This window comes from Methanosarcina spelaei, assembly GCF_002287235.1.
GTDB classification, from domain to species: domain Archaea; phylum Halobacteriota; class Methanosarcinia; order Methanosarcinales; family Methanosarcinaceae; genus Methanosarcina; species Methanosarcina spelaei.
The window spans coordinates 1-9297 of sequence record NZ_LMVP01000084.1; the positions used below are offsets into that span (position 1 = coordinate 1).

Genomic DNA, 9297 nt, shown 5'->3' on the forward strand with positions numbered 1-9297 from the left:
TATTTATATATTAATAAAAAATAGGTAAATTTGTCAGACATCTGCGGAATGTCAGATAAATAATGTTTAATAGAATATTTAATGGAATAAAGAAAGTATTAAAAAAGGTATTAAAACCGTAGGCACAAATGATCTTCAGTTCTCAAACTTAGAGTTACCTCAAACTAAGAGTACTCTCATTTTTTGAATTTCAAGGCTCTTTTACCTATTATTTCCCTCTGTAGATCTTCAGAGCCTCTTTAACGGTTGCGTCATCAATTGTTATGGCATAGATAGCATTACACATACGGATAGCTTCATCAATTGGTTTCTGGTGAATGTTTCTTCCTGTTGCACTTCCCATTGCTCCAGAGATGTGGATCTGTTCATGAAGCTTTTTCAAAAAATCATCAACTTCATCACTTGCACCACCTGCGCAAACGACTTTAGTACGTCCTGCTGATTTAACAGCTTCCTTAAAAGCCTCAGCAGAGTTTACTCCTTCCTTTTCTGGATAACTAACCTTTGCAAAGTCCGTGCCAAGACAGGCTCCAACTCCTGTTGCGCCGGCGATTAAGTGAGGGTCTTTTTCGTCTTTCACGGCAGTACCGCGCGGATAGAGCCAGAGTACTGAGATCATTCCATGCTGGTGGGCATTATGAACTACCTGGGCAGCCTGCACGAACATCTCGGCTTCGAACTCACTACCAATGTATACAGTATAACCTACTCCAAGGATCTTGAGCCCGCTATTCTCCTTAAATTTTACTATCTGCTCCACATCGTACCAGAGATTGCTAAAAGGATCAGCCTGAGAAGTTTTTACGAGATTGGTCTTCGAATTTATTTTCACGAGATAGGGCACGTTTCTGTAGTCCATACCATAGCGCGCAATTAACCCGAGCTGGGTTGCAAAAACCCCTATCTTTGCTTTCGATGCTATTTCGAAAAGATGTTCTGGATTAGCATCGTCTTCGTGCACTCCTTCCCCATAAAAGTCATCGTTTAAATGTTCTACTTTCTGGTCTCCTGCAAATAGCATTAGTTTCCCACTTTCTCGAGTAATCTCCATGTAGTTTTTCAGGTATGTTTCTCTCTCTGTTTTCGGGACGTCTAGCGGTACTTTCTCGAGATCCATATGTATAAAACCCCCAACTTTTGTACTCCAGATTTCTCGTCAATCAGGCAAGTCAAATTATATAAATAATAGTATTTTAATGTAATTTGCAGAATAATTATTCAATTGCATTATTTAATTGTATAAATCCTATAATGGGAAAAGACGGAGGTTCGTATGAGGCACAACTGGAAATCAGAAGTTAACAGGTATACCGACTAGCCCTATCCGAAAAAGTTTGTGACACGCTACAACTTCTCGCAGGTAGTAAGAACAATCTGAAAGGAATAGGATATTGTAAGACTATCGTAACTTTTAAGCATGCCATGTTGACTTTTGCATAAATTCTAAATCAGGACAGGCTGAATAGGGGAAATTGATTTCTGTCATCGATGCATAAATTGTAATGGAGTTCTTGATTCAAGAATATCCTATAGCTTGGGGTTACATTATAAATAATGCACAAGACTTTAGATATGTTTAAAATTGCTTTGAAAATATAATAATTTTAAAGGGGATTTAGGGGAAATGTCTGAGAACAAAAGCAAGTACATACGCTGGTTTGATGAGACTTCGATTGAAGATGTTCCGCTTGTGGGCGGGAAAAATGCCTCTCTTGGAGAAATGTACAGGGAGCTCACTCCAAAGGGAGTAAAGATCCCGAATGGTTTCTCAGTGACTGCTGAAGCTTATTGGCATGTCCTCAAAACCGGAGGGATTCTGGAGAAACTCAAGCAAGCCCTGGAAGGGCTTGATACCTCGGACGTATCAGAACTTGCAAAAAGGGGAAAAGCTGCAAGAGACCTGATCCTCGGGGCAGGAATTCCGGATGACCTCTGGCAGGATATTAAATCCGGATATGACCATCTATGTGAGCAGTACGGAGAAAATACGGATGTAGCTGTAAGGAGTTCGGCAACGGCTGAAGACCTTCCAACTGCTTCTTTTGCCGGCCAGCAGGAGTCTTTCCTTAACATCAGGGGTTATCCTGCACTTCGAGATGCCTGTATACGCTGTATTGCCTCACTTTTTACTGACAGGGCTATTTCCTATAGGGTGATAAATCATTTTGATCATTTTAAAGTGGCACTGTCTATAGGGATAATGAAAATGGTCAGGTCTGATATGGCTTCTAGCGGAGTTATATTTACTCTGGATACGGAAACCGGTTTCAGGGACGTAGTCTTCATTACAGGTTCTTACGGGCTTGGGGAAAATATTGTGCAGGGACAGGTCAACCCGGATGAGTTCTACGTTTTCAAGCCAACTTTTCGGGAAGGGTATAAGCCGATTATCGAGAAGAATGTAGGGGATAAAGAAATTAAGATGATCTATGGGCAAGGAGGCTCCAAAACGCTTACCCGAAATGTTAAGGTTTCTGAGGCTGATAGGCGTCGTTTCTGCATCAATGACGAAGAAGTGCTTAAACTTGCCTGGTATGCTATTACCATTGAAGATTATTACTCAAACAAAAATAAGAAATCCATGCCCATGGATATCGAATGGGCAAAAGACGGTATAACAGGAGAGCTCTTTGTAGTACAGGCAAGACCGGAAACTGTTCAATCCCAGAAAAAGAGAGATGTTCTGGAGACTTATGTGCTCGAAAAAAAATCTAATATCCTTGCAAAAGGCAAGAGCATAGGAGATAAAATTGCTGCTGGAAAAGCACATGTAATCCCTAATGTTTCAGATCTGCCTTCTTTTAAACAGGGAGAGATCCTGATTGCTGATTCAACAACTCCGGACTGGGTACCTGTGATGGAAATAGCGGCTGCAATTGTTACGAACCAGGGAGGAAGAACATCCCATGCCGCAATTGTTAGCCGGGAACTTGGAATTCCTGCAGTTGTGGGAACAGGCAATGCAACCGAAGTTCTTGACATAAGCAAAGAAATTACTGTAAGTTGTGCGGAAGGTGAAGAAGGAATTGTGTACGAGGGAATTCTTCCTTTCCACAAAGATACTTTGAGCCTTAAGGACACAAAACGCCCTAAAACCGCAATTATGATGAACCTTGGAAACCCTGATGAGGCTTTTAGCCTTTCCATGATCCCAAACGACGGAATTGGACTTGCAAGGCAGGAGTTTATTATCTCAAACTATATCAAAATCCATCCAATGGCTCTGGTGCATCCTGAAAAGGTCAAAGACCCTAAAGTCTCTCAGGAAATTGAGAAACTTACCCAAACCTCCGATAATAAAGAAGAATATTTCGTAGATAAGCTTGCTCAGGGAGTCGGAACCATTGCTGCTTCTTTTTACCCTAAAAATGTTGTAGTCCGCACAAGTGACTTTAAAAGCAATGAGTATGCAAACCTCCTTGGGGGAAGCTACTTTGAAATAAAAGAAGAGAATCCGATGCTTGGTTTCAGGGGAGCTTCTCGCTACTTTAATGAGCGGTACAGGGAAGGTTTTGCCCTTGAATGCAGGGCTCTGAAAAAAGTCAGGGAAGTAATGGGACTTAAAAATCTAATTATTATGATTCCTTTCTGCAGAACCGTTGAAGAAGCTCAAAAAGTAATTGCCGAAATGGAGAAAAACGGGCTAAAAAGAGGAGAAGACGGGTTGCAGGTCTATGTTATGTGTGAGATCCCAAATAACGTTCTTCAAATTGACGAATTCAGTAAATATTTTGATGGTTTCTCTATAGGCTCAAATGACCTGACCCAGCTGACTCTTGGAACTGATAGAGACTCGGAAATTCTTACTGGAGAATTCGACGAAAGAGACCCAGGGGTTATGGAAATAATGGCAATGGCCGTTAAGGGGGCAAACCGGAATGGAAGGCATAGCGGGATCTGCGGACAGGCACCCAGCGACTATCCTGAAATTGCAGAGTTTCTGGTAAAACAGGGTATAGAGTCCATTTCACTGAATTCGGACTCTGTTATGAAAGTCACCCTTAAAGTTCTGGACACGGAAAAGGAACTGGAAAGTAAAAAGAAGGAGAAAAAATAACCGGTATCCATTAAAGATAAGATGAGTCCAAAAAGTGTTGTGATTTCCTTAGTTTTTACGACAGGCATTATGCAAAATAGGGAGTTATTCGAGCGTTTTAGACCACAGCAGGCATTACGCAAAATAGGGAGTTATTCGAGCGTTTTAGACCACAACAGGCATTACACAAAATAGGAAGTTACTCGAGCGTTTTAGAACTATTGTAATATCAAAAATCACAAACTGCAGTATTGATAAGACTTATGTGGGTGTGAGACAAGACTTATGTGGGTGAGACAAGACTTATGTGGGTGAGACAAGACTTATGTGGATGAACTGAAAAACAGCAAAACTGAAAAACAGCAAATTACACTTGTGGAGTTTCGTGGTATGACTCAGGCAAGAAGACCTCTTATGCTCATTATTCTTGATGGCTGGGGCTACAGGAAAGCAAAAGAAGGAAACGCTGTTCTGACAGCCCGAACTCCAAAACTTGACCGGCTGGAAAAGGAATATCCCTGGTGTTTCTTAGAAGCCTCAGGGGAAGCTGTAGGCCTTCCGGAAGGCCAGATGGGGAATTCGGAAGTCGGGCACCTGAATATGGGAGCAGGACGAATTGTTTACCAGGACCTAACCCGAATAAACCTCTCCATAAGGAAAGGAGATTTTTTTAAAAATAAGGTTTTTCTGAGTGCAATCTCAAATGTCAAAGCTAACAATTCCTGCCTGCACCTCATGGGCCTTGCTTCCTACGGGGGCATTCACAGTTATATGCCTCACCTGTATGCTCTTATCAAACTTGCACAAGAGAAAAATGTAGAAAAAGTCTACATACATGCTTTTCTGGACGGGAGGGACGAACCTCCAAAAGCTGCTCTAGGAGACATAAGGGAACTTGATGCGTTTTGTAAAGAGCATGGAAGCGCTAAAATAGCAACTGTCTCAGGCCGTTATTATGCAATGGACAGAGATAAACGCTGGGATAGGACAAAACTTGCCTACGATGCCCTTACTAGAGGAGTAGCTCCATATACAGCTCCAAATGCAGAAATCGCAGTTTCTAATGCTTACTCCAGGGGGGAAAGTGATGAGTTTGTAAAACCCACTATAATTACTGATCAAGCAGGAAAACCCGTGGCGACAGTACAGGACAAAGACTCTGTAATTTTTTTCAATTTTCGAGCTGATAGGGCAAGGCAGATAACCTGGGCCTTTGTAAGAGATGATTTTGAAGGGTTTATGAGGGAAAAACGTCCTGAGGTTTACTTTGTCTGCATGACCCAGTACGACGAAACCCTTGATGTGCCCGTTGCCTTTCCTCCAATAAAGCTGGAAAATGTACTTGGAGAAGTATTGAGCAAGCATGGACTCATCCAGCTACGTATAGCTGAAACCGAAAAATACGCCCATGTAACCTATTTCTTTAACGGCGGCGAAGAAAAGCGTTATAGGGGTGAAGACCGCTGCCTTATTCCCTCGCCGAAAATCGCCACTTACGACCTTAAACCGGAAATGAGCGCATACGAGATTACGGATGAAGTTATCAGAAGAATCCGGTCAGGAAAGTATGACGTTATTGTCCTTAACTTTGCAAACATGGATATGGTCGGACACAGCGGAATTTTTGAAGCTGCAGTTAAAGCGGTAGAAGCCGTTGATAAGTGTATTGGCAGGATTGTTGAGGCTCTAAAAGAAAAAGGCGGTGTGGCACTTATTACTGCAGATCACGGAAATGCCGAGGAAATGATAGACCCAAAAACAGGAGAGCCACGTACTGCACATACCTCAAATCCGGTAAAATGCATTTATTTCGGAAACAGTGAAATAAAAGCGCTTAAGAATGGAAAACTATCTGACGTTGCACCGACAATTCTTGAGCTTCTTGGAATCTCTAAGCCGCCAGAGATGACAGGAAAGTCACTTCTTGTAAAAAGTGATTAGGACCATGCACGGCTGCATAAGTTTCGTTTACGAGTTTATCGCAAAACCAATTATTCTTAAATCAGTAAAATTTCAGAACTGAGGTTTTGACAAAATTGACGAAAAGATGTTAAAAGCAAAAAAATGGTCTGAAACAACTTATTTAATCAAAAAATTACATTGGATGCCTTTAAAATAACATGAGCCGTAAACACCGTTCTCAGGCACCAACTTGCCTGGTCTTAGATTAAAGCTGGAAAAAAGAATGTTATCTAACCAGATTGGAGAAGATAAAAGATGAATGTACCACGAAAACCGTGGCCCACTTCACTGAATTAAAGCAAGTATTTGATTGACAGGCGTTAGTAGATAGATCGAAAATGTTTTCCACGAAAACCACAGTCAATTAAAATTGTAATCGATTTGCACTTACAATTACTATTTGCAAATATGTTTATCTCACTATAATTTAATATTTTAATACTTATGACTTTATAGAACTATATGCAGTTGAGGATAAAATCAATTCAAGCTTCTCATTTTGATTAGTAAAATTCAGATATTTAAGTGTTATATTGCTGCTGTTTTTCAGTTACAACCACTTAAGGCCTAATAATTATAAATTTTGATTAGAAAAGTTTACTTCATATAAGATATATTATTAATTTGTATATTTGTACTTATATTTTAATACAAATATATAAAGTGCGTTGGAGGAGTAAAATGAGAGAAATAAAATATGACAAAGAGCGCAGAGTGAACACCCTTATTACAGCTTTAGGCGTCACGATGCTGACACTTTTAACACTGGTGAGTATTGCAGGTGCAGCGCCATTTGCATATGTAACAAACTCTTTCGATGGAACTGTCTCTGTAATTGATACAGCCACGAACAATGTTACAAGCACTATGGATGTAGGACTCACTCCTCATGGAGTTGCAATAACCCCAGACAGGAAAAAAGCATATGTTGCGAACTCTGACTCTGGGACTGTCTCTGTAATAAATATAACTACTAATGATGTTATAGCTACTGTGGATGTAGGTGTCGGTCCTGAAGGAGTTGCAGTCACCCCAGATGGGAAAACAGTATATGTAACAAACCAATTCAGCAACAATGTCTCTATAATTGATACGGCCACAAATAATGTTACCTGGGTGGACTTAGGAAAGCAGCCTCCCGGAGCTGCTGTCAGAGCGAACATAGGAAAACAGCCTTTTGGAGTTGCAATCACCCCAGATGGAAAAAAAGCATATGTAACGAACTTTGGCGAAAGTAGTGTCTCTGTAATTGACACCACAAATGGCACTGTTATATCCACGATTAAGGTAGATATGCAGCCCAGGGAAGTTGCAATCACTCCAGATGGGACAAAGGCATATGTGACAAACGAATTCAATAACAATGTCTCTGTAATTGATACAGCCACAAGTAATGTTACTGCCACTGTGGAAGTCGGATACGAACCTTACGGAGTTGCAGTCAATCCAGTGAACGGAACCTCAGTATATGTGGCAAACCGTGGCGAAAATCCTGGCACTGTCTCTGTAATTGACACTATGTCCAACAATATTATAGCCACAGTGAATTTAGGAGAAAAGCAAAAACCCACAGGAATAGCAATCACTCCAGATGGAACAAAAGCATATGTGACGAACGCATACACCAACACTGTTTCTGTAATTGATACAGCCACAAACAGTGTTACTGCCACTGTGGATGTAGGCGCAGGTCCTCACGGAGTTGCAATTACTCCTGTTTGAACAAGATATATCGATGAACAACAGCACTGATCTGTTTGACACGGCAACAATGCTATTGAAACTAAGTGAATGTAAAATGGTCCTTCTGCCTTCAGTGATTTGTAAAAGGAAAATCGGATCTTTCAACTGCGCTACATTCTCTGTATGGAGCAGTACTGAAGGTGACGATTGATCAGGGTTGTCCGGTTTGGTATAGCTGCCGAAATAAAGCCGGACAAATTTTATATACAGCAGATGGATGCAACGGACTATACGCTTAGCTTTACTGGTGTATACTGCCGATATCAAAGAGAAGCTAAAGCATTCAGGCCAATTCCTAAGAAATAGATAAACGTCGAGCTTAAACTTGATTATTCCAAAATAAATATTTTCAAAGCACATCGGCAGTGTCTAAAATTTGCTGTAAATTTGAAGTCAAGTTTTTGCATACTATGGAGAAAATTGATCTTCTAGTATGGAATTTTCTACTTAACAACTTTTTGAGATTTGTGATTTTATAGAAAAATTGGCACACTGCTTAGTACCCGCAACGAAATAACCTATGCAACTTATAATTTATTGTAACTTTGATTGGCTACCTTGATAGTGAAAATCAAAGCGTCCAATTGGATATCTGCGTAGTTTATTCTGAGACGGTATCTTAGCTATTGATTATTTCATCTAAGTTTTTGCAGTTTTTTTGGTATTGGTTAGCTAGCTCTATTATGTTATATTTCATAATTTTTGCTTTTGTTTTTATAAGTTCATAATTTGCTTTGTCTAAATCGGCTTTGATTTTTGTTATGTATTGGGTGATCATTTCAATTTCGTCGTAAAATGTTTTCATTTCAGATGGCAGCATCTGACTGTTTTCTGCATGTGTTTTGAGCTCTTCTATTTCTTTTAATATACTTTCAAAGTTTTGAAGTAAATGTTTAAAGTTATATATCGCTTCTTCTAGCTGTTTTTCATGATTGATTTCTAGTTCTTGTTCTGCTATTACTTTTTGATCTGTACTGATAACAAATCCCCCTTAAATAATCGATACTATTATTGGCCTTTTATATAATGGAAGTTTAGTAACTGTCACAAAACAGATTAGGCAAACTTTTCATAAAGTTAATTTTTAATTGGTGATAATGATCTTGAAAATCAAGGCATCCAATCGAAACTTATACATAGTTTGTTCTGTGACTACTCCTTAGTATGTGGTTGGTTGTAAGGTTAAACATTCTGACATGATATCATAAAGCGTATACAGCTTTCTTATGGTTTAATCTGTCTGTATTGTCTGTATACTAGTGTTTCGATTCCAAAATAGATTCCCTATTTCCTGGAAAAATCCGTAATCTTCGGATCAATTCAAAAGCTAAGTTTTATGAACCTATTTGAGAATCGCAGTACTAGTGTCGTGAAAATTAAATTATGAATCGCCTAAATAAACGTGCAGAACTTCTTTACTCAAGGAGCTTGCTAACATAGGTTTGCTATGAGTACCTATGCCCTTTAATGTTTCACAATTAAATTTTCACGATACTAGTCGTTTGATAATCCATTTTTATCCGATTGATGTTTTAAAACACCTGAATGTTAGCATT

General features: G+C 39.6%; 5 protein-coding genes. 3 read left to right on the top strand and 2 right to left on the bottom strand.

Annotated elements, in window-relative coordinates; genetic code table 11:
- Positions 1–208 precede the first annotated feature (208 nt).
- On the bottom strand, positions 209–1117 hold the full coding sequence (locus ASJ81_RS06060) for an aldolase (RefSeq protein ID WP_095643707.1): 909 nt from the start codon (positions 1115–1117) through the stop codon (positions 209–211).
- Between the two features lie 507 nt (positions 1118–1624).
- Between ASJ81_RS06060 and ppsA the strand changes: the two genes are divergently transcribed.
- The 3 genes from ppsA (at position 1625) to ASJ81_RS06075 (ending at position 7720) form a co-directional block, all read left to right on the top strand.
- On the top strand, positions 1625–4057 hold the full coding sequence (gene ppsA / locus ASJ81_RS06065; RefSeq protein WP_095643708.1) for a phosphoenolpyruvate synthase: 2433 nt from the start codon (positions 1625–1627) through the stop codon (positions 4055–4057).
- 369 nt (positions 4058–4426) lie between these two features.
- Positions 4427–5977 (top strand): 2,3-bisphosphoglycerate-independent phosphoglycerate mutase, encoded by a 1551-nt coding sequence (gene gpmI, locus ASJ81_RS06070; protein WP_095643712.1) that lies wholly within the window; start codon positions 4427–4429, stop codon positions 5975–5977.
- A 702-nt stretch (positions 5978–6679) separates the two neighbouring features.
- The gene (locus ASJ81_RS06075) at positions 6680–7720 is read left to right on the top strand and encodes a YVTN family beta-propeller repeat protein (RefSeq protein ID WP_095643709.1); all 1041 of its coding nucleotides are present in this window, start codon (positions 6680–6682) and stop codon (positions 7718–7720) included.
- 640 nt (positions 7721–8360) lie between these two features.
- Here the strand turns inward: ASJ81_RS06075 and ASJ81_RS06085 are convergent.
- Positions 8361–8561: a hypothetical protein gene (locus ASJ81_RS06085; RefSeq protein ID WP_095643711.1), complete on the bottom strand. Its 201-nt coding sequence runs from the start codon at positions 8559–8561 to the stop codon at positions 8361–8363.
- Positions 8562–9297 lie beyond the last annotated feature (736 nt).

Coding starts and splice junctions, on each gene's coding strand:
- gpmI (WP_095643712.1), top strand. CDS start 4,427: ATGACTCAGGCAAGAAGACCTCTTATGCTCATTATTCTTGATGGCTGG.
- ASJ81_RS06060 (WP_095643707.1), bottom strand. CDS start 1,117: ATGGATCTCGAGAAAGTACCGCTAGACGTCCCGAAAACAGAGAGAGAA.
- ASJ81_RS06085 (WP_095643711.1), bottom strand. CDS start 8,561: ATGCTGCCATCTGAAATGAAAACATTTTACGACGAAATTGAAATGATC.
- ASJ81_RS06075 (WP_095643709.1), top strand. CDS start 6,680: ATGAGAGAAATAAAATATGACAAAGAGCGCAGAGTGAACACCCTTATT.
- ppsA (WP_095643708.1), top strand. CDS start 1,625: ATGTCTGAGAACAAAAGCAAGTACATACGCTGGTTTGATGAGACTTCG.